The 21,476-nt window shown below is 32.3% G+C and carries 21 protein-coding genes; 2 read left to right on the top strand and 19 right to left on the bottom strand.

Annotation, left to right across the window (positions count from 1 at the left end; all coding sequences use genetic code 11):
• Nucleotides 1–41: 41 nt before the first annotated feature.
• The 19 genes from hisS to G9F72_RS14525 all read right to left on the bottom strand — a co-directional run bounded on the left by hisS (nucleotide 42) and on the right by G9F72_RS14525 (nucleotide 18,013).
• Nucleotides 42–1,295 carry a histidine--tRNA ligase gene (hisS, locus tag G9F72_RS14435; RefSeq protein WP_164955351.1) on the bottom strand — a complete coding sequence of 418 codons (1,254 nt, stop codon included), beginning with the start codon at nucleotides 1,293–1,295 and terminating at the stop codon, nucleotides 42–44.
• Nucleotides 1,296–1,332: 37 nt separating this feature from the next.
• Nucleotides 1,333–2,760 carry a coproporphyrinogen III oxidase gene (locus G9F72_RS14440; protein WP_164955352.1) on the bottom strand — a complete coding sequence of 476 codons (1,428 nt, stop codon included), beginning with the start codon at nucleotides 2,758–2,760 and terminating at the stop codon, nucleotides 1,333–1,335.
• A gap of 46 nt (nucleotides 2,761–2,806) precedes the next feature.
• Nucleotides 2,807–3,415: an MBL fold metallo-hydrolase gene (locus tag G9F72_RS14445; RefSeq protein ID WP_164955353.1), complete on the bottom strand. Its 609-nt coding sequence runs from the start codon at nucleotides 3,413–3,415 to the stop codon at nucleotides 2,807–2,809.
• Nucleotides 3,416–3,425: 10 nt separating this feature from the next.
• On the bottom strand, nucleotides 3,426–3,872 hold the full coding sequence (gene dtd, locus G9F72_RS14450; RefSeq protein ID WP_164955354.1) for a D-aminoacyl-tRNA deacylase: 447 nt from the start codon (nucleotides 3,870–3,872) through the stop codon (nucleotides 3,426–3,428).
• A gap of 33 nt (nucleotides 3,873–3,905) precedes the next feature.
• Nucleotides 3,906–6,089: a RelA/SpoT family protein gene (locus tag G9F72_RS14455; protein ID WP_164955355.1), complete on the bottom strand. Its 2,184-nt coding sequence runs from the start codon at nucleotides 6,087–6,089 to the stop codon at nucleotides 3,906–3,908.
• Nucleotides 6,090–6,218: 129 nt separating this feature from the next.
• On the bottom strand, nucleotides 6,219–6,737 hold the full coding sequence (locus G9F72_RS14460) for an adenine phosphoribosyltransferase (RefSeq protein ID WP_164955356.1): 519 nt from the start codon (nucleotides 6,735–6,737) through the stop codon (nucleotides 6,219–6,221).
• Between the two features lie 134 nt (nucleotides 6,738–6,871).
• Entirely contained in the window at nucleotides 6,872–7,750 is an 879-nt protein-coding gene (locus G9F72_RS14465; RefSeq protein ID WP_318010952.1) for a DHH family phosphoesterase, read from the bottom strand.
• A gap of 154 nt (nucleotides 7,751–7,904) precedes the next feature.
• Nucleotides 7,905–8,783, bottom strand: a complete 879-nt coding sequence (gene secF, locus G9F72_RS14470; RefSeq protein ID WP_164955357.1) for a protein translocase subunit SecF — start codon at nucleotides 8,781–8,783, stop codon at nucleotides 7,905–7,907.
• Nucleotides 8,784–8,787: 4 nt separating this feature from the next.
• Complete coding sequence (secD, locus tag G9F72_RS14475; RefSeq protein WP_164955358.1) at nucleotides 8,788–10,026, bottom strand: protein translocase subunit SecD; 1,239 nt, start codon at nucleotides 10,024–10,026, stop codon at nucleotides 8,788–8,790.
• An 80-nt stretch (nucleotides 10,027–10,106) separates the two neighbouring features.
• Complete coding sequence (scfB, locus tag G9F72_RS14480; RefSeq protein ID WP_164955359.1) at nucleotides 10,107–11,471, bottom strand: thioether cross-link-forming SCIFF peptide maturase; 1,365 nt, start codon at nucleotides 11,469–11,471, stop codon at nucleotides 10,107–10,109.
• Between the two features lie 62 nt (nucleotides 11,472–11,533).
• Nucleotides 11,534–11,671 (bottom strand): six-cysteine ranthipeptide SCIFF, encoded by a 138-nt coding sequence (gene scfA, locus G9F72_RS14485; protein ID WP_124999239.1) that lies wholly within the window; start codon nucleotides 11,669–11,671, stop codon nucleotides 11,534–11,536.
• 67 nt (nucleotides 11,672–11,738) lie between these two features.
• Nucleotides 11,739–12,107 (bottom strand): TIGR04086 family membrane protein, encoded by a 369-nt coding sequence (locus G9F72_RS14490; protein ID WP_164955360.1) that lies wholly within the window; start codon nucleotides 12,105–12,107, stop codon nucleotides 11,739–11,741.
• 97 nt (nucleotides 12,108–12,204) lie between these two features.
• Nucleotides 12,205–12,498 (bottom strand): preprotein translocase subunit YajC, encoded by a 294-nt coding sequence (yajC, locus tag G9F72_RS14495; protein ID WP_164955361.1) that lies wholly within the window; start codon nucleotides 12,496–12,498, stop codon nucleotides 12,205–12,207.
• Between the two features lie 126 nt (nucleotides 12,499–12,624).
• Entirely contained in the window at nucleotides 12,625–13,755 is a 1,131-nt protein-coding gene (gene tgt, locus G9F72_RS14500; RefSeq protein WP_164955362.1) for a tRNA guanosine(34) transglycosylase Tgt, read from the bottom strand.
• A gap of 50 nt (nucleotides 13,756–13,805) precedes the next feature.
• Nucleotides 13,806–14,831 (bottom strand): tRNA preQ1(34) S-adenosylmethionine ribosyltransferase-isomerase QueA, encoded by a 1,026-nt coding sequence (queA, locus tag G9F72_RS14505; protein ID WP_164955363.1) that lies wholly within the window; start codon nucleotides 14,829–14,831, stop codon nucleotides 13,806–13,808.
• A gap of 32 nt (nucleotides 14,832–14,863) precedes the next feature.
• Nucleotides 14,864–15,922, bottom strand: coding sequence for a Holliday junction branch migration DNA helicase RuvB (gene ruvB, locus G9F72_RS14510; protein ID WP_187356031.1), 1,059 nt, complete (start codon nucleotides 15,920–15,922; stop codon nucleotides 14,864–14,866).
• 23 nt (nucleotides 15,923–15,945) lie between these two features.
• A complete protein-coding gene (gene ruvA, locus G9F72_RS14515) occupies nucleotides 15,946–16,545 on the bottom strand; it encodes a Holliday junction branch migration protein RuvA (protein ID WP_164955365.1) in 600 nt (199 codons plus the stop codon).
• Nucleotides 16,546–16,751: 206 nt separating this feature from the next.
• Nucleotides 16,752–17,510 (bottom strand): hypothetical protein, encoded by a 759-nt coding sequence (locus G9F72_RS14520; RefSeq protein WP_164955366.1) that lies wholly within the window; start codon nucleotides 17,508–17,510, stop codon nucleotides 16,752–16,754.
• Between the two features lie 203 nt (nucleotides 17,511–17,713).
• A complete protein-coding gene (locus tag G9F72_RS14525; RefSeq protein WP_164955367.1) occupies nucleotides 17,714–18,013 on the bottom strand; it encodes a hypothetical protein in 300 nt (99 codons plus the stop codon).
• A 166-nt stretch (nucleotides 18,014–18,179) separates the two neighbouring features.
• Here G9F72_RS14525 and aat point away from each other — a divergent pair, with 166 nt between their 5' ends.
• Together aat and G9F72_RS14535 are read left to right on the top strand one after the other, a co-directional pair.
• Nucleotides 18,180–18,848: a leucyl/phenylalanyl-tRNA--protein transferase gene (gene aat / locus G9F72_RS14530; RefSeq protein ID WP_164955368.1), complete on the top strand. Its 669-nt coding sequence runs from the start codon at nucleotides 18,180–18,182 to the stop codon at nucleotides 18,846–18,848.
• Between the two features lie 108 nt (nucleotides 18,849–18,956).
• A complete protein-coding gene (locus G9F72_RS14535; RefSeq protein ID WP_164955369.1) occupies nucleotides 18,957–21,422 on the top strand; it encodes an ABC transporter substrate-binding protein in 2,466 nt (821 codons plus the stop codon).
• Nucleotides 21,423–21,476: the final 54 nt, after the last annotated feature.

Genomic DNA, 21,476 nt, shown 5'->3' on the forward strand with positions numbered 1-21,476 from the left:
TTAGCCCTTAATTTTTAACCTTTAAAGTTAAGGGCTGTGAATTAAGCTTTAACTATATTAATAATTTCTTGTAAATTATCTAATTTAATTTCAAACTGTTGTCCATCACACATTCTTTTTATTTTAGCAATTCCTGTTTTAATTTCATCTTCACCTAAAATAATTGTATAGGAGGCGTCAATCTTATTTGCATATTTCATTTGAGCCTTTACACTTTTCTCCATATGATCGCATTCACATTTTATTCCCTGTTCTCTAAGAGAATTCACAATTTTAATTGCCTCATATTTAGATTCACCATTCATTGATCCAACATAAATCTCCATGTATCTTTCTTTAGGTATTTCTATGTTGTTTTCTTCCAGTGCCATTAATAGTCTTTCTATTCCCATACCAAAGCCCATAGCTGGAACATCTGGTCCACCTATTTGTTTAATTAAATTATCATATCTTCCACCACCACAGAGAGCAAGACCATTTTTGTCAAGCACTTCAAATACAGTTTTGGTGTAATAATCGAGTCCCCTTACTATAAGTGGATCCACATCAAAGGCTATATCCATAACGTTCAGGTAACTTTTTAAGCTTTCAAAGTGAGTCGAACATTCAACGCAAATGTAATCGGATATAATTGGTGCGCCACTAACTATTTCATTACAACTATTAACTTTACAATCTAAAATTCTTAGTGGGTTTTTTTCAAATCTACTTTTACAAGTTTCACAAAGATCCTCATATTTCTCTTTTAAAAATTCTTTTAATACATCATTATATTTTTTTCTACAACTCGGACATCCCATACTGTTGATTTTTAATTGAACACCTTCTATTCCAAGCTCTTGATATACTCTCATAACAAGGCTAATGACTTCAGCATCAATGGAAGCTTCCACAGAGCCGCAAACTTCTACCCCAAACTGATGATGTTCTCTAAATCTTCCCTTTTGCATTTTCTCATATCTGAAACAAGGAGTAAAATAATATAACTTTGTAGGTTGCACCTCATTAAACATACCGTTTTCTATAAACGCTCTTACTGCCGGTGCTGTTCCCTCTGGTTTTAGTGTAATACTTCTTCCACCCTTATCTTCGAAAGTGTACATTTCCTTTTGAACTACATCTGTAGTTTCTCCTACACCTCTTTTAAACAATTCAGTATGTTCAAACATAGGTGTTCTAATCTCACGGCACCCATACACAGAACATAATTTTCTAAATAAATTTTCTACATACTGCCATTTATAAATATTTTCAGGTAATATATCTTTAGTACCCTTAGGTGCTTGAATATCCATTTTATACCTCCTTTTGTTTAACTTAGGGTTTTAACTTTCAACTATATAATGTATCTAGTAGTGCAATTTTCTTTAGGATCATCTCATCTAGCCTTTTTATATACTCTCTAACATCCTTAATATTTGCAAATCTTTCATGCCTGTTTTCCTCTAAAAAAACAACTTTACAAACAGCATCAGCACCAAGTGCAATAATTGTCTGTTTTTCTTCAATCATTTGAATATTATATATTCCTTCGCTACCTGGTGTTGTATATCCAATATTCTCCATATTGCCCACCATATTTTTTTGCCTATACATATAATAAGGTTTCATATGCAGTCTTTTAGATAATTCCACAGTGTGCTCATACATTTGGTTTAATTCTTCTTGAACAGGAACTTCAAACCTATAATTATTAAGCATCTTTTCATGGAGCTTAGAAGCTCTTTTTATGGACAAACCATGAATTGTAATACTGTCAGGCTTAATTTTAAATATTTCATCGCAGGTTTTTATTATATGTGAAATTTTCTCCCCAGGCAGTCCTACTATTAAGTCCATATTTATATTATCAAAACCTAATTGTCTTGCCATAACAAATTTCTCTATAACGCTATCTACGGAATGAATTCTTCCGATTAATTCCAAGGTATCATCGTTCATAGTTTGAGGGTTAATGCTTATTCTATGCACTCCATACTTTTTCATAGTAGATAACTTATTAAAAGTTATACTGTCCGGTCTTCCGCATTCTACTGTGAATTCACGTACATTATTATGCTCCGTAAAGGCTTCATAAATACACTTCATTATAAATTCAAATTGCTCATCATTTACAGAAGTGGGCGTACCGCCTCCAAAATAGACACATTCGATATTTAGTTTTTTAGTTTTAATGTAATCACTTATTTCACTAATCTCATGAGACAGTGCCTCAAGGTAAGGCTGTACTATATCTTTGCATCTTTCTATAGGACTCGCTGCAAAAGAACAGTATAGACAACGGGTAGGACAAAAGGGCATCCCAATATAAACACTTATAGTGTCCTTGTTTTTATTAACAATATTTCTCTCAAACTTTGCAACATCAATACAAAGTTGTGCCTTATCTTCCCTTGTAACATGTTTTTCTTTGAACTGTTCTATTATAGCATCATCAGAGTATCCCTCTTGTAGTAGTTCAAGAGCTTTTTTTGAAGGCCTAATTCCTATTAAAGTACCCCAAGGAAGCTGATTTTCTGTACTCTTTGAAAAATATAAAAAAACAGCTTTTTTTACTTCATCCTTAAGTTTATAGGAATTATCAACCTTGTATTCAAAACTTTCAGGGCCCTTTTGTATTGTTACTATCTTTTCATTTACTTCAATATTAAAATCATAATTTTCCTCTACAAATTTAATATCTGCAAATAAAAAAAATAAATTTATCATTTGATATACGTCATAATTAAAATCTGCATTATTTAATTTTACCTTAATCATTTTAACTCCTTATGCTCCTTAGTTTATAACTTTTTTTTGGATTACATTAACCTTGTAAAAAAGGATTTCCCAATTTTTCATTGTTTATTGTGCTACTTGGTCCATGACCTGGATACACTATAGTATCCCCAGGAAGGCATAAAAGCTTCAATTTTATACTCATAATTATAGTATTGAAATCTCCTCCTGTAAAATCTGTTCTTCCGATGGAACCTGTAAAAAGAGTATCTCCTGTGAAAACAGCATTTTCAACTTTAAAGCACATACCACCAGGTGTATGGCCTGGTGTATCTAAACAAGTAAACTCTAAGTTAGAAATTTTTATTACATCCCACTGCTTTAGTAATTTGTCTGCCCCACCTTCAATAAGAGGACCAAATAAATACTCACCCTTTGTTATTAAGTCGTCGTCTGCTTTGCTTATACATACTATAGCCTTTGTAATGGCTTTTAATTTAGCCACACCGGTGGTATGATCTAGGTGTCCATGAGTCAAAAGTATATACAAAACTTTCGCACCCATAGCATCTATAGCGCCAGCAATATCCTCCACATCACCACCTGGATCTACAACTATAGCTTCTTTTGTAGTTTCATCCATTACTATATAACAATTTGATCCATATATTCCTGTAACAAGTTTTCTAATTTCCATATTAATCCTCCTAGAAGTCTTTCTTACTCTCTATAATTAAGGTCACTGGTCCATCATTTTGTATAAAAACCTGCATATCCGCACCAAAATCTCCAGTTTTAACTTCACCTAATACTAACCTGCATTGATTAACAAATTCCAAATATAATATTTGGGCTCCCTCTCCACCAAGGGCTCTCATAAAATTCGGTCTTCTGCCTTTTCTACAATCTCCATATAGTGTAAATTGTGAAACTACAATCATTTCCCCACCTACGTCTAGAAGGGACTTATTCATTTTTTCATCTTCTTCAAAAATCCTTAGGTTTAAAATCTTATCCACTAGGTATTTTACATCTTCCTGCGTGTCTTCCTGGCAAATGCCTAGGAGAACATTTAGCCCAAAACCTATTTCACTAATTAATTCACCATTTACTTCAACCTTAGAGGATTTTACTCTTTGCACAACTGCTCTCATAAATATCCATCTCCTAAATATAAAAAGTATCCACTAATTTTTAATTCTGTATACTTCTATTACACCAGTCAATTTAGTAATCTTCTTTTGTAATTCCTTCAAATGCTCAGTATCAGCAACTCTTAACTTTATATTTATTAAAGCCACATTATTTTTTAGCGTTTTTGCGTTAATTGAGTACAATTGAGTTTTTGTTACTGTTATTACCTCCATTATGTCAGACAATAAACCATACCTATCATCTGCTTTAATTTCAATTTCAGTAATATAGCCTTTTCCCTCAGAAGCTCCCCAACTTACCTCCACCACTTTATTAATTTCATTTTTCATCAAGGCTTCAACATTTTTACAATCTCGCCTATGAACAGAAACTCCACGTCCCTTAGTTATATAACCTATTATTTCGTCACCTGGAACTGGATTACAGCACTTAGCGAACCTTACAAGCACATTGCCCTCTCCCTTGACGATTAGCCCCGAAAAATCCATTTTCTTTTTCTCTTCTTTAGCTGAAGCCTTGGTTATCTTTTGTTCAATGTCCTCGATTGTCAAAGTTTCTGTTTTGTTTTTATTTTCAAAAACCTCTCTCAATCTATTAACTACAGTAGAAGGCATAATATCTCCTACTCCAACATAAGCAAATAAATCATCTAGGGTTTTAAAATTATATTTCTTGTATATTTTTTCTATGGCTTCTCCCTTGGCAATTTCTCCAAAATTGTGTCCTTGTCTTTTGGATTCTCTTTCTAATACTTCTTTACCTTTTTCAATGCTTTCATCTCTTTTAGCCTTTTTAAACCAAGCTTTAATTTTACTTTTAGCTTGATTACTCTTTGTAATGTTAAGCCAATCAATATTAGGACCCTTAGGCGATGGCGAAGTTACAATTTCAACTATTTCTCCGGTTTTTAGTTGATATTCCAGTGGCACCATTCGTCCGTTTACTTTTGCACCCATGCACCTATGACCTATATCTGTATGAATTCTGTAGGCAAAATCAATTGGTGTTGCATCCAGGGGTAAATTAATAACCTCCCCCTTTGGTGTGAACACAAATACTTCATCTGAAAACAAATCAATTTTAAATCCTTCCATAAACTCTTCTGCGTCAAAGGTTTCCCCTTGCCATTCAAGAATATCTTTTAACCAAGAAAGTTTAGAATCAAAATTTTCATCATCACTGTTCTCTTTGCCCTCTTTGTATTTCCAATGGGCAGCAATTCCATATTCGGCAGTTTTATGCATCTCATAGGTTCTAATTTGAATTTCAAAAGGTTTTCCGTGAGGTCCAATTACTGTTGAATGAAGGGACTGATACATGTTAGGTTTTGGCATTGCAATATAATCTTTAAATCTTCCTGGAATTGGTTTATAAACCGTATGCACTATCCCAAGCGCTGCATAGCAATTTCCAATATCATTAACTAAAATTCTAACTGCAGTCAAATCAAAAACTTGATCTATAGTTTTGTTTTTGGCAACCATTTTTCTGTAAATGCTGTAAAAATGTTTTGGCCTTCCATCAATGTCAGCCTCTATTCCTACAATATTTAAGTTTAATTTTAATTCAGTTATTATGTTGCTGATATTTTCTTCTCGCTCAACTCTTTTTTCTGCAATTTTCCGAACTAAATTATAATATTCATTTGGATTTAAATATCTGAGTGATAAGTCTTCTAGTTCCCATTTAATTTTAGACATGCCTAGTCTGTGGGCTAGGGGTGCATAAATATCCAAAACCTCTTTTGCCTTTAGCTTTTGATTTGCAACAGGCATATATTTTAGCGTACGCATATTATGCAGCCTATCTGCAAGTTTAATAAGTATAACTCTAATATCCTTTGCCATAGCTAAGAGCATTTTGCGTATATTATCTGCCTGTTCCTCTTCCTTTGTCTTATATTTTATGAGACCAAGCTTTGTTACCCCCTCAACTAAATTTGCTATTTCTATACTGAATTCTCTGCTTATATCTTCATAAGTATATACTGTGTCTTCAATTACATCATGAAGTAAGCCCGCAACAATTGTACTGGTATCGAGTCCCATTTCCGCCAAAATACAGGCAACTTCTACTGGGTGCACAATATAAGGCTCTCCTGATTCTCTCTTTTGCTCTTTATGTGCAGCGTAAGAAAAATTAAAGGCCTTAATAATAAGATCTTTATCTAGAATATTACAATTATTTTCAATCTTATATAACAATTTTTCTAACATGCCTTATACACTCCTAAAATCAAAGGCTGGTTTAATTAACCAGCCGATACTTTTTACTAATATTATATAATATTATGTAGAATTATGCAATTTGAATTTAGTAATTTACTACATAAATTTAAATAAGAATTAAATATCGTACTTTACAAGAGACATTATATCATAACCTTTTAATTTGTCCTTTCCATTAAGCTCTGTTAATTCAATTACAAAGTTTAAGGATACAACCTCTCCGCCCATTTGCTCTATAAGTTTTGTTACTGCTGCTACTGTACCGCCTGTAGCAAGTAAATCGTCTACTATAGCTACCTTTTGTCCAGGTATTATAGCATCTTTATGAATTTCAAGTTTATCTGAGCCATATTCCAGGTCATACTCAATTTCTATAGTGCCATAAGGTAACTTACCAGGCTTTCTAACTGGAACAAATCCCGCTCCAAGAGCATAGGCTACTGGTACACCGAATAAAAACCCTCTAGCTTCTGGTCCTACTATTACATCTATTTTTTTATCTTCTAAATATGCTACCATTTCATCAATAGTGTGCTTAAGGGCTTTATGGTCTTGTAGTAAGGTAGTTATATCTTTAAAACTGATACCTTTTTTTGGAAAATCCTCTATTATTCTAATATTATCTTTTAAATCCACGATAATTCCCCCCCCTAAAAATAAAATCAAAGTTTACAAACACAGCAAAATTTGATTAGTTTTCTTTTTTCATCAATACTGCTTATTATATATTATAATGCGTTATTTATGCAACACAAAGATTATGTAGTATCTCACCTAAACATAAGACTATTTTTTAATTCTTTATCTAAGTACTTTGATATCTGCAATGCTCTATTGCTATCTGAGGTAATAAATAACTCAACAACAATTTTAGCATTATCCATTCTTCCAACAGCATTAATGGTAGGCATAACTGTTAATGCTAATTTTGATACTGTATCTTCATTAATATCAACAATATTATGAGTTTTTAGTAGTGCACAAATTCCATAATTATTTGTGTTTTTTAATTTTTTCATACCCTCTTGCGCAAATATTCTATTTTCACTCTCAAGCTTTGTTTTACTAGAAATAGTACCTATCATTACCAAATCCATATATTTGTTTATGGATTTCATCTTGTAGTAGGAGGATATCGCTTGTGCTATTTTAAAGGTTACTCCTGAAGTACATAGCCCTTTGAAAGGATAATTGCAACCCTCTTGTTTTGGATTCACAACAATGGTGTCTGGCGGTCTTTTAATAGGCTCATGAAAATCTGTGATTATAACGTCAATTCCCATGTATTTGCATAATTCTATTTCACTGAAAGAATTGATGCCACAGCCTAAGGTTATGATAAGTCCTGGCCCTAAATATTTTATATGCTTAGTAATATCACTTTCAACTAAATCACGGCTTTCGCTCTGCTGACTTGGTATAAAATACTCAACATCAGCATTTAGAAACTTCAACACTAACATCAATAGGGAAATTGCTGTAATACTATCTACATCATAAAATCCATAAAGGACAATTTTTTCTCTCTCATTTATAGCTTTGACAATCCTATATAATGCATCCTCCATTCCTTTTAATAAAAATGGATTATACATATTATAATCTATAAAGCCAGTATTATTCTTTTGCATGTTTTTAAGATAATCCACCATAAAAACTCCTCAAAGTTAATAGGAAACCTACAAATTTTAAAATTTCCTGTTTAACAAAATTAAAAAAGACAAAGAAGTAGTTAATACATCATACTTCTCTGTCTTTAATTTTTAACTATTTGAGCCAAAGTGTAACTTTAGCAATTGCTTCTTATGCTCTTGCTTTCGAAGTTTTCTTACTATTTCTATTTTTAAGCAATACCCAAACTGGACTTGCTATAAATATTGAAGAATAGCATCCAACTGCTATACCGAAAATTAATGGACCACTAAGATCTCTGATAGATGGTACAAATACATATACCGAAATTATACAAATTAAAACTGTAGCAACTGTGTTTATTGACCTTGCCAAAGTTTGTGTAACACTTGTATTAGTAATTTCTTCTATAGATGATTTTCTCATAATCTTTTGGTTTTCTCTTATTCTATCAAATATAACAATAGTATCATTAATAGAATAACCAACTACAGTAAGAATAGCAGCTATGAAAGTTGCGTTTACTGGTGTTTGGGTCACTGCATATACTGTAACCACAATTAAAATATCATGTACTAATGCAATTATGGCCGCAGCTCCAAAGTTAAATTCAAATCTAAATCCCACATATATTAACATACAAATCATAGCAACAATTAAAGCAGTTACTGCTTTTGTCTTTAATTCAGTACCAATAGATGCACCAATTGTATCTTGTGACAATAATTCACTAGATTTAAACTGTGCCTTAATATCTTTTACCATGGTTCCTATTTCTAATGGAGAAAGAGCATCGCTTTTTACGGTTATTTCTAGCTCCTTACCATCATTTATCGTTTTTGATAAATATTCACCCTTTGCATGTTTATCAATTATTTTATCAACATCTGCTTTTACAAAAGTCTGATTCATCTTCATATCAAGTGCTGTACCACCTTTAAAATCAATACCTAAGTTTAGTCCTTTTGTTGCCATAAATCCCATTCCTATTAAAATTACGAATAGCGACACAGCAAAGAATATTTTAGTTTTTTCAACTATCTTTAACATATGCTTACCCCCTCTTCACGCCAAAATGAGATGTTTTACTTATTAGTCCCATTTCGACTGCTAATTTTAATAAGAATTTAGTGCATGTAAGTGCGGTAAATATACTTATAGTTACACCAATTACTAATGTAAGTGCAAAACCTTTAACTGAGCCTGTTCCCATCATATAAAGAACTAAACCAGCAATTATAGTTGTAATGTTTGAATCTAATATTGATGGCAATGCTCTATGAAAACCAGCATCTACAGAAGATTTTATTGATTTTCCAGTTTTTAGTTCTTCTCTTGTTCTTTCGAATATTAACACATTAGCATCTACTGCCATACCAATTGTAAGCAGGAATCCTGCTATACCCGAAAGTGTTAAAGTGGCGTTAATGGCTGAAAATGCACCAAGAACCAAAACCACATATAAAATTAATGATATATTTGCAATAATACCCGGTGCCCTATAATATAAAAGCATAAATATGAATACAAATAATGTCCCTATAGCTCCAGCCTTCATACTTAATGATAATGCATTTGTACCTAAAGTAGCACCTACTGTTTTAACTGAAACAGCTTTTAAAGTTACAGGCAATGCTCCTGATTTTATAATTTGAGCTTGTCTTGTAGCTTCCGCTAAATCTTTACTACCTGTAATAACAGCCTTACCATCTGTAATAACTGCTTGCACTGTAGGATTAGTTAACTCCACATTATCCATATAAATGGTTATTGGCTGATTTAAAAATTTCTGCGTTGCTGCAGCGAATTTTTTCGTACCTTCTGCATTAAGTTCAAGACCTACAGTAGGTTTATTATCTTGACCTGGGTATGCAGAAGCATCCTTTACATCTTTACCAGTAAGAATTGTCACTTTATCAGGGCCAACAAATTTAAGCTCTCCTGATTTTGCAACAGTATCAAGAATTTCTTTAGAATCGAATACACCTGGAATCTCAATTCTAATTCTATTATTACCTTCTTTGGTAACTAATGTCTCACTAATTCCCATTTTGTTTACTCTCATAGAAATAAGCTCAATTGCTCTGTCTAATGTTTTTGAATCTGGCTTTTCCCCTTGAACCTCTTCTAAAACAGAAATTCCGCCTTGTAAATCTAACCCTTTATTTATTGTTTCAGTAAATGGTTTAAACCTATAAGCGCCTATTGTAAATCCTTTAAAACCTGTATATGCCAATATTACAATAACTAAAACAGTGGTGAAAAACAATATCATGCTTTTTTTCTTTTTCATCTTTATCCCCCTTTGTTGCTTAATCATAAATACAATTATATTATGATTAACAAAATTAGTCAATATTAGGTAAATTCTATTTATTTATCCATTGTTTTTGCTTTTAAAGCTATAGCACATTCTATCCTTTTCTTTTGCATTTTGCATCCAATTTCATAAGGAATATGCATATCTCCATTAAAATTAAAGTTATTTGCTTGGCATCCACCACTACAATAAAATTTAGCCCAGCAATCATTACATTTAGGTTTGTTGTAAATGTGTGCTTCTTTAAACTCTAGTTCCATTTCTTTATTATGCATTCCATTATATATATCACCCATTAGAAAATCTTTATTACCAACAAATTGATGACAAGGATATATATCACCATCCGGAGTAACAGCTATGTATTCATGACCTGCTCCACAACCAGAAATTCTCTTATAAACACAAGGTCCACCCTTAAGGTCTATATTAAAATGATAAAATTTAAAATCATTTCCATCCTTGTGTCTTTGAAGCATATCCTTATATAATTTATCATATTGATCAAAAATAACCGGCAAATCTTCTTCTCTAAGTGATAGTGCATGTTCCTTCGGAAGCACCACTGGTTCTATAGATATTTCTTTGAAACCTAAATCTGCCATATGTTTTATATCTTCAAAAAAGTCAGTATTTTCTCTAGTGAAAGTTCCTCTCACGTAATAAGCTTTTGACTTATCTCTCATATCAACCATTTTTTTAATGTTAGGAAGTATTCTATCATAGGATCCAGTTCCATCTGCTCTTACTCTAACTTTATCATTAACAGATTTTCTACCATCTATACTAAGTACTATGTTACCCATATTTTCATCCATATATTTCATGATTTCGTCATTGAGCAATGTAGCATTAGTTGTCATAGTAAATCTTATAGATTTATTATGAAGTTTTTCTTGGACTTTAGCATGTTCCACTATTTCTTTTATTGTATCAAAAGCCATAAGCGGCTCTCCACCAAATAAATCCACCTCAATGTTTTTTCTTGGACCAGATTTCTCTATAACAAAATCTATTGCTTTCATTCCCACTTCTGCTGACATGACGCTTCTAGCACCATGATATTCACCCTCATCAGCAAAACAGTATTTACATCTTAAATTACAATCATGTATTACATTTAGGCATAATGCCTTTATATAAGACTCTTTTTCTCCACTTTCCATTGCAATTGCTCTGTACAAATCTCCTGTATATAGCATTTCTTCCTTGATTAAGCTCAAAATTTCATTGTAAGCTTCTTCAATATCTTCTACCATATATTTATCTTTAAAAATTTCTAATAACTCTTCTTTTTCTCTAAGGGAAGTATCATCCAAAAGATCATAAACTATTTCATCAACTACATGTAGTGCTCCAGAATTTACATCAATTACATAATACTCGTTGTCTTGTATATATTTATGAATTAGTGACAAGTTATTTTCCTCCTAACAAATTTAAAGCAGTAACCCTAAGTGTTACTGCCACATTAGTAATATTAGTTCTCACACGCTAAATTAGCTACTGTACAAGAAGTTTTACATGCTGATTGACAAGAATTAGCACATTCCTTGCATCCTGGTTTTTTTAAACTTTCTTTAATACTTGTTTTATTTATAGTTTTTATATGTTTCATTTCAATTCCTCCATTCGTAAAGTTTCGGTATGATTATATCATAATATCTTGGCTAAATAAAGCATTTCTATAGATTTATTCCAAGCATTCCAGCAAGTGTACCTATACCTAGTGCTAAAGCTGTCCTTACTACTTCTCTCATACCAATAGCAGTGCTTCCACCACCAACGACTTTAACTAGGTATAATACTAACATGTAAATAGCTGCCACCATAATTCCCATTAGCCAACCTTTTTCTCCTGCTTTTTTTGCAGCATATACTGACCCATAAAGCACACTAACTAATGTTATTACAATATAAAAAACAGATGTTACCTTCATGCTAGCTGGTAAATAGCCTGTTATAATAGAATAGGCTACCAATACAATTAAGGTTAAAATTGAAGCCCTAAATACACCTTCTGCAGCACAAGAATATTTTACTTTGTTTTCCATGTAAATCCCCCCTTTTTTGTGGATTTCAACTAAAAAAATTTAGTTGAAATCTATAATATTAATTATGATTAAAAAGGGGGTTTTATTACTTAATTCTTTACTTTTTCTCTAATACCACATCAGAACTGCTTGAATTTTTAACAGAACCTATTCCGGTTCTTGCTAATTTAATTTTAGTTCTATCAGGACCACTTTCTAATATAACAAATTCTTCTTGCATATTGACTATTTTCCCAATTATACCGCCTTTAGTCATTACTTCATCATTTACTTTTAAATCATTTAAAAGTGCAGCATATTTTTTCTTTCTTTTATTTTCTGGTATAAATACTACTAAATAAAACACCACAAGCATTAATATTATAGGTAATAAAGATACTATTTGATTCATTTATATTCCCCTCCTTTCAATATTTTTTAAATTATAATAAAATAATTCTCCTATAAAAATTAATTCCTAAGAATAATAACATTACTTATTATTACTTTTATAGGGTAATCATATTATAGCAATTAATTATGGGTTTTCATTCCACTGAGCTAGTTTTTCAGCCTTAAATTCTTCAAAACAATCATTATCAATAGCAGATCGAATGTCTTCCATAAGCTTATTATAAAAATATAGATTATGAAGTACACAGAGCCTCATGGCGAGCATCTCTTTTGCCTTAAATAAGTGTCTTATGTAGGCTCTTGTATAATGTTTGCAAGCAGGACATTGACACCCTTCATCAATGGGAGCAGCATCTAGTTCAAATTTAGCATTCATTATATTTATTTTACCATCACTTGTGAACACATGTCCATGCCTTCCATTTCTTGCGGGCAAAACACAATCAAAAAAGTCTACTCCTCTTGACACTGCTTCTAAAATATTACTTGGGTAACCTACCCCCATAAGATATATTGGTTTATCCTGCGGCAAATATGGAACAACTGCATCAATGATTCTATACATGTCTTCATGAGACTCTCCCACAGCCAGGCCACCAATAGCATAGCCATCTAAATCCATTTTAGCAATAGCTTTAGCATGTTCTACTCTGATATCCGCGTATGTTCCCCCTTGATTTATTCCAAATAACATTTGTTTGTTATTTACAGTATCCTCAAGAGAATTCAATCTATCCATTTCAGTCTTACATCGTTCGAGCCACCTTGTAGTTCTTGCTACTGAATCTACTACATATTCTCTAGTAGATGGGTTTGGTATACATTCATCAAAGGCCATCGCAATGGTAGATCCTAAATTGCTTTGAATTTGCATACTTTCTTCTGGGCCCATGAATATTTTCTTTCCATCAATATGTGAATTAAAGTAAACCCCTTCTTCTTTTATCTTTCTCATGGCTGATAGAGAAAATACTTGAAATCCACCTGAATCTGTAAGAATAGGTCTATCCCAATTCATAAATTTATGAAGTCCTCCCATTTGCCTTACAACCTTATCAGAAGGCCTTAAGTGCAAATGATAGGTATTAGATAATTCAACTTGACAATTGATTTCTTTTAAATCCATGCTAGAAACGGCACCCTTAATAACCCCTTGAGTTCCTACGTTCATAAAAACAGGTGTTTGAATAGTTCCGTGAGGAGTTGTAAATTCTCCACGTCTTACTTTACCACTTTTCTTAAGTAATTTATACATTTTTGCCCTTCTTTCCTCACAATAATTAAGAGTTAGTTCTTAATTATTAACTAATATAAAAACATTGCATCTCCAAAGCTGAAGAATCTATATTTTTCTTTTACCGCCATATCATAAGCACCCATAACTAAATTTTGGCCTGCAAAAGCGCTAACTAGCATTATTAGTGTAGATTCGGGTAAATGAAAATTTGTTATTAATGCATCAACAATTTTGAATTTATAGCCTGGATATATAAATATATCCGTCCAACCTGATTTTTCTTCTACTCTCCCATTGGTATTTGCTATACTTTCTAAAGTTCTATTAGAAGTAGTGCCTACAGCAATTATTCTACCGCCCTTTTCTTTTGTCTCATTAATTACATCAGCTGTCTGTTTATTTAAAACATAATACTCTGAATGCATTTCGTGATCTTCCACTAATTCAGCTTTTACAGGTCTAAAAGTACCTAGGCCTATATGCAGTGTTACAAAAGCAACTTTAACACCCTTTGCTTTAATTTGTGAGAGCAAATCTTCTGTAAAATGAAGCCCTGCAGTAGGCGCTGCAGCTGACCCTATTTGTTTTGAAAACACAGTCTGATATCGTTCTTTATCTTCTAATTTTTCAGTTATATATGGTGGTAGAGGCATCTCTCCAAGCTTATCTAAAACCTCTTCGAAAATTCCTTGAAATTCAAATTCTACTATTCTACTACCGCCCTCAGAAATACTTATAACTTGTGCCTTTAACTCTCCGTTACCAAAAATAAACCTAGTTCCAATCTTTGCTTTTTTTCCAGGTTTTACTAAGGTTTCCCAATGATTAACATCTATTCTCTTTAGAAGCAAAAATTCCATTTTACCGCCTGTATCTTCTTTCACTCCTAGAAGTCTTGCAGGTAAAACCCTTGTATCATTTAGTACTAAACAATCTCCTGTGTTTAAATAATCTATTATATCTTTGAACCTTTTGTGTTCTATTTCTCTATTAGTTTTATTAACTACCATAAGTCTTGACTCATCTCTTTTTTGGAGTGGATGCTGCGCTATAAGCTCCTGTGGTAAGTCAAAATTAAAATCCTTTACGTTCAAAAAAACTACACCCTTTCTTTCTGCAAAAATATTTAAATTTCATTGTCTTCATCATCAAAAACTGTTAATTGTTTAAGGTTTTTATGCACCTTTGACTTTTTCATAGGCCTATTTAAATGTTCATAGGCCTTTTCAGAGGCTACTCTTCCCCTTGGGGTTCTTATTATGAATCCCTTTTGAATTAAATAAGGTTCGTAGACATCCTCTAGAGTCCCTATTTCCTCGCCTATAAAATAGGATAAGGTCTCTATGCCTACTGGTCCACCCTTAAAATTATCTATAATAGCTTCCAATATTTTATTATCAATTCTATCAAAGCCTTCGCCGTCTATTTCAAGAAGTTCAGAAGCTGCCGTAGCTAAGCTTAAATCAATGATCCCATTGCCTTTAACATCACAATAATCGCGAACCCTTTTTAGCAAACGATTAGCAATTCTAGGAGTACCCCTTGAACGTCTTGCAATTTCAACAGCTGCCTCCTGCGTTATTTCTACCTTTAAAATAGCTGAAGACCTAATTACTATTTCTTTTAGCTCATCTTGCGTATAATATTCCATAGCACTTAGTACACCAAACCTATCACGAAGAGGCGCTGTTAGGAGCCCTATTCTAGTAGTTGCACCAATGAGTGTAAACTTTGGTAAATCGAGTCTTATAGATTTAGCTGAAGCGCCTTTTCCAATTACAATATCTAGAGCATAATCCTCCATAGCAGGATATAATATTTCTTCTACATTTCTATTGAGCCTATGTATCTCATCAATGAAAAGCACATCATAATCACTAAGTGAAGTTAAAATAGATGCCAAATCCCCTGCTCTTTCAATAGCGGGCCCTGAGGTTACTTTTAAGTTTCCCTTCATTTCCTTTGCAATAATATTCGCTAGGGTTGTCTTTCCAAGTCCAGGAGGCCCATATAAAAGCACATGATCCAGAGCTTCTTCTCTATTTTGAGCTGCTTTAATGAATATATTTAGTTTTTCTTTTATCTTGGGTTGACCAATATACTCTCTAAGTCTTTGTGGTCTTAGGGAATATTCCGCCTCCATATCTTCTTCAATGATAGAAGAAGTAATAATTCTTTCCTCTATATCATCCATAGTTTACTCCCACCTTAGTTCATTAAATATTTCAAACAATCTTTAATCATATTTTCAAGGGATAACTTGTTATCGCTAGCTTTTAATGCCTTTTCAGCTTCCTTTTCAGAATATCCAAGTGACATAAGAGCTCCTAAAACCTCCATAAGTTTTCTATCCTCTACTACATCGCCTCCTGAAAGTTGTGAAAAATTGTTAACTTCAGACTGCTCAATATGAATTTTTTCCCTAAGCTCTAGAATTACTCTCTGAGCGATTTTCTTTCCTATGCCAGGAGCTCTTTGTAGTGTTTTTTCGTCTCCTGATACAATAGCATATCTTAAGCTTTGTACACTACAAATAGAAAGTAGTGATAAGCCGGCTTTTGCACCAACTCCATTGACACCAATTACAAGAGTAAACATCTCTATCTCGCCTTTTGTTAGAAAGCCGTATAGTCCAATAAAATCTTCTCTAACAATTTGCTTTATATATAATAACACATGCTCGCTGGTTTTAGGCATCTTTGCCATAGTACTTCCGGAGGTATATATTTTATACCCCATACCATTATTATCTATTATAATATAGTCTTTATTAATACCTATAAAAATTCCTTTTATATATTCGTACACAATATTCCTCCTAGCGTTCTCTTATGGGATGTAAAATAGACAATTATTATACCCAGCAGAAAATAGCGACTATATAATACTTTACCACCTAACCGCTATTAATTCAATAATTAACAATGGAAATGTTTATAAATAAGTAAAAAAACCTTAAGAAATATATTTTTCTTAAGGTTATAGTGCTTGTTTTTTTATTTTGCATGAGAGTACTAAGATTTTAATAAACCCCTAGCATAATCAAAAGCTTTTTCTGGAGTTTTAAATTCCCCACTTTCATATTCTTGATCAACTTCTACAGCCTGGATGCCACCATTATCTTTACTATGTTTTCTACCGCGAATTAGGTCTTCTACCAGTCCGTCTTTTTCTTTTAAATCATCTATTTTTATATATTGTAGTTCTCCACTGTCTTTTGATTCAAAATCATATTGCTTTTGTCTACCATCATCTGCATATACATTAGAATTAAATATTTTATGAGCTACTATATCACCATTATTATCTGTTTTATAAATTGTTACAAAGTTATTATATACACCTAAATAAAATCTATTTGCACAATAACTGTACCTATCACTATTATTAACAAAAATAATTTCATGATCACTCATATTGGAAACTGTGTAACCTTGGTTTTTAAAAAACTCGTCGAGTTGTGCTTGTGTTTTACTATTTAATAGAGTGGATCCGTTAAAATGTTTTTCTAATACCATATTTCTTACTTCACTATCTTTATATTTAATTTTAAAAATAAATTTTGTGTCTTCAGTTACCTTCGGCAAATTATTAGTTACTGATGCTTGAATTGAATCCTCGCTTTTGGCAATAAGTTTCAAGTATGGCATTTTACCAGAAGATTGTAGCACTAAATTATGATTAGTAATATATTGAGCAAGTGAATAGCTGGCAATAACAAAAGCAATTAATAGGGTTGTTAATATTGTATATAAAATTTTTTTATTTTTCATATTACCCCTCCTTATTTGGAATTATGTCCATATATAGGGGTATTTATTCAATTGAGATATTTTATTTATCTAGATCTTTTCCAAAATCAGTAACAATATCTAATATCAAAGGATAAGGCTAAATTACAACCGTCAAAAAAAACTGTCATAATTGAGACTTTCAATTATGACAGTTTTTTTATCCACTTATGATTTACACTTCCTTAACACTCCCCAACAGCGTATTGCTGCAATCCTACTTTGGTTTCACCTTCTAGTCGTCCTATTGTTTCCGATAAAACTCTACATATTAGTTCTAAATTACCATCCTTAAAATCAAGTCTTTTAGAAGTTAGAATACAAAGTTGCCATTGCAATGTTTCTAATAAAAACATATTATATATGTCTGTAGGAACATTTTTTTTCACATAATCCAGTCTCTTAAGCGCTTCATCATCATGGATCTCGTAAGCTTTTGTAACAACATGAGTGTACTCTTTATAAATAGTTTCATCAAAAAACATAAGATCACCTTCCTTTTATAGAATTTGTGTTGGATAATTTAATATTATTACGAATCCTATATTTTGTCAATATTGTTAAATTATATTCAAACTCAGTCAATGAAGCATTACTATGAGGATAAAATTTCAACTTTTTTATATTAATACATCTTGAAAGGAGCTTATCATGCCAATTTATAGATTATCAAATAATTTAGTATTCCCTGACCCATCTCTTGCAGAGGAGGATGGGCTTTTAGCCCTAGACGGCGACCTATCTCCCGAGAGATTACTACTTGCCTATTCCAATGGAATATTTCCATGGTTTTCAGATGAGGAACCAATCCTTTGGTGGTCACCGGATCCAAGATTTGTTCTTTATCCAAAGGATATTAGAATTTCTCATTCCATGAAAAAAATACTTAAAAAGAATATCTATAAAATTTCCTTTGATACTTGTTTTAGAGATGTTATATCCAATTGCTCTAATATGAGAAAAGAAGAAGGCACATGGATTACAAATGAAATGATTGAAGCTTATTGTAAATTACATGAACTTGGCTTTGCTCATTCTGTAGAGACCTGGTATGAAGATAAACTAGTTGGTGGGTTATATGGTATAAGTATGGGAAAATGTTTTTTTGGTGAATCCATGTTTTCAACTATGGATAATGCCTCTAAGGCTGCCTTTATTACTCTTAGCAAGTTATTAGATGAGAAGGGGTTTGTTGTGATTGACTGCCAAGTTCATACACATCATTTAGAAAGTTTAGGTGCGGTATATATTTCTAGAGAAGATTTTTCGCAAATGGTAAAAAGAGCAATTTCAATAGAACCTTTAAAATTGTTCTTTTAGTTGCATAATTCCTTATATTGTTCAATAATTTTGTTGACCTTTTGCTTATTTTGTCTAATAATGTATATATAATTATAAAAAACATTTTTTACACTTAGGGGGATTAGAATGCTAAAATGGAATCTACTAAAATCAAAACCGAATAAAATAGCTATAAAAAATAACATAGAAAATGAAAAAAGTCAACATCTACCAGCTCAAAACAAACTTGCAGTTTTAAAACATAATCAAAAATGCATTGTAAATAAGTTAAGTAATAAAATTGATGAAACCGGTTTTGCTACAGAAAATTTAATTGGTATTACCAACAATATTAATCAGTATGTGGAAGTTCAGATGATTTCCATTGACAAATTGGTAAGTGAAATCACTAATTATTCTGCATTAGCTGAGGAAGTGCTAGCAAGTACAGAAAATTCAAAGCAAATAGCTGAACAAACTATGGAAATAGCAGAGGAAGGTCGCATGGCTGTAGATAATTCTATTAAAGCCATGAGTGAAATAGAAACTTCTGTCAGCGACGCAAAGATCGTTGTTATGGATCTTAACACAAAGTCTGCACATATTAATGAGATGCTAGATGTTATTAAAGATATAGCTAATCATACAAACCTACTCTCTTTAAATGCTTCTATTGAAGCAGCAAGAGCTGGAGAGGCCGGTAGAGGGTTTACTGTAGTTGCTCAAGAAGTTAAAAAATTAGCAGAACGAAGCGTGGAGTCTGCTGGATTTATTTCAAAGACCATAAATGAAATAAATGATAGCATTGCACATACAATTGCTGCTATGGATAAGACAACTGCAAAAGTAAAGGAAGGAAGTGACATAGCTCAAAATACTATGTTAGTTTTCCAAAATATTATAAATGCAGTACAAACTAGCACTGATGTAACGGCAGAAATAAATCTAGCACTAGTAAGTCAAACGGAAAATCTAGAAAATGTTATAAGCTCCACAGAGGAAATGAGCCATACTTCCGAGAAATTGTTATCTGTTGTAGAATCAGCTTCTTTAAATACCCAATATACAAAGACTTCTCTTAATATCCTATGGGAGGTTTCAGAAGATTTAAAATATATATCCGATAAATTGCTCCAAGAAGTCCCGGTAGCTACAAAGGAAGATTCCACTTTAACAACCTGTTTACATGGTGTACCACTTGGATTTGATCCAGCCCTTGCAATTGACCAAGAAAGTGGACAAGTAATTGTAAATGCTCACGCAGCACTACTTACCATTGGTTCTACAGGTGAAATTTCTCCAGGTATAGCAAAAAGCTGGTATGTAGAAGAAGATCATTTAACTTGGGTTTTCAATTTAAGAAAAGGAGCGAAATTTCATAATGGACGTGAACTAACTTCTACTGATATTAAATATTCTTATGAAAGAATTTTAAGCCCAGCATTGAAATCTCCCAATAGTTGGTTTCTTGAAAACCTAGAAGGCGCTACTGAATATTTACAAGGACATGCTAATGAAGTTATTGGAATAAGAATATTAGATAAATATAGAATTTCTCTAAAGCTTACAGTTCCCTACACTGGATTTTTGTTGAATCTTGGACAATACTGCTGCTCTATTATAGCAAAAGAAGAAATGGGAAAAGGCAAAATTGTAGGTTGTGGCCCATTTGTTTTAGACGATGTAAAAACTGATGGTTGTACTCTTACAGCTTTTAAAGATTACTTTGGTGGTGCTCCTTATGCAGACAAAATCCACATTGAGTTTAATCCTAAAAACCCTGCAGAAAAGTTTTTAAATAAAGATTATAATTTTATTACAGTAGATAATAAAACCCTTATGGAAAGTTTAAAAAGCTCTGTTTCTTCCTCAATTAGTATGAAAGATGTTATGGGAACCTATTATGCTGGTTTTAATTTAAAAAGCAATTGTCCACTAATTCAAGATGAACAAATAAGAAGAGCGTTAAATCATGCCATTGACAGAAAAAGAATTATCAAAGAAATTTTAGGTGGCATGGCCATAGAAGCAAAGGGTCCTTTCCCACCTAGCATAATAGATAACAAATATTTACCCGGACTTGACTACAATCCTACTATGGTGAAGGACTTAATAGCTAAGAAAAGATTAGGGTCTTCTCTAAAGCTTAAATTATTAATAAGAGATGGAAGCTCTGATACAGTCTTTAATAAAATTGCACAATACGTACTTGAAGACTTAAAGACAGTAGGAATTGAGTGCAATATTGAAAAGGTGACCTCTGATAAATATTTTGCGAGTATACCTAATAGTGATTTATTTATAAGTAGATGGATTGCAGATACTGGTGACGCAGATAATTTCCTTCAGCCTAATTTTAATCATACAAATTATACGGATTTTACAGGATATAAAAATGAAAACGTATTAGAAATGATGAATAGTGCTAAAGAAATATTAAATCCACTTAAGCGCATTAAGGTGTACGAAGATATTCAAAAGGAAATTGTTCAGGAAAGTCCATGGATTTTCTTATATCATCCTCAAGTAGCTGTAGCTACTAATGCTGGTGTATTAGGCGCCAGGTTAAATCCTCTAGGAATTGTAAGATTTGAAGATATTGTTGTAGAATAATAAATATAGTTATAGAGAAAAAACAAATCAGCATAAAGATGTAAATCTTTATGC

This window comes from Clostridium estertheticum (genome assembly GCF_011065935.2).
GTDB lineage: Bacteria > Bacillota > Clostridia > Clostridiales > Clostridiaceae > Clostridium_AD > Clostridium_AD estertheticum_A.